Consider the following 255-nt stretch of genomic DNA (forward strand, 5'->3'; position numbering starts at 1 on the left):
AAAAGACGATGGCTGTATGATTACATTTGGGGCAGCTGGGATGCATAGATAAGAAATCATTGAAGAAACGGTCGTAGGCCGTTTGAAGACCTTGATAAAAACGGGTACTGCCTAAGTGCGACAAGGCTAGAAGAAAGTCTTTATTATTTGGGGAGAGTAAGGTATAATTCATTATGTATTGGTGAGAGAGAAAAGAAGACAGGGGAGCGTGAACTCCAATGCTGTCGCCTTTTCTCTCTTTCTTTCTGTCAGATT

At 41.6% G+C, this 255-nt stretch carries 1 protein-coding gene; it reads right to left on the reverse strand.

The genetic code is table 11. The features are described from left to right. The coding region (locus tag ACYQ2O_RS13425) for a hypothetical protein (RefSeq protein WP_459796852.1) at positions 1–255 on the reverse strand (255 nt) is incomplete at both ends.

This window comes from Alkalibacterium sp. m-11 (genome assembly GCF_054658155.1).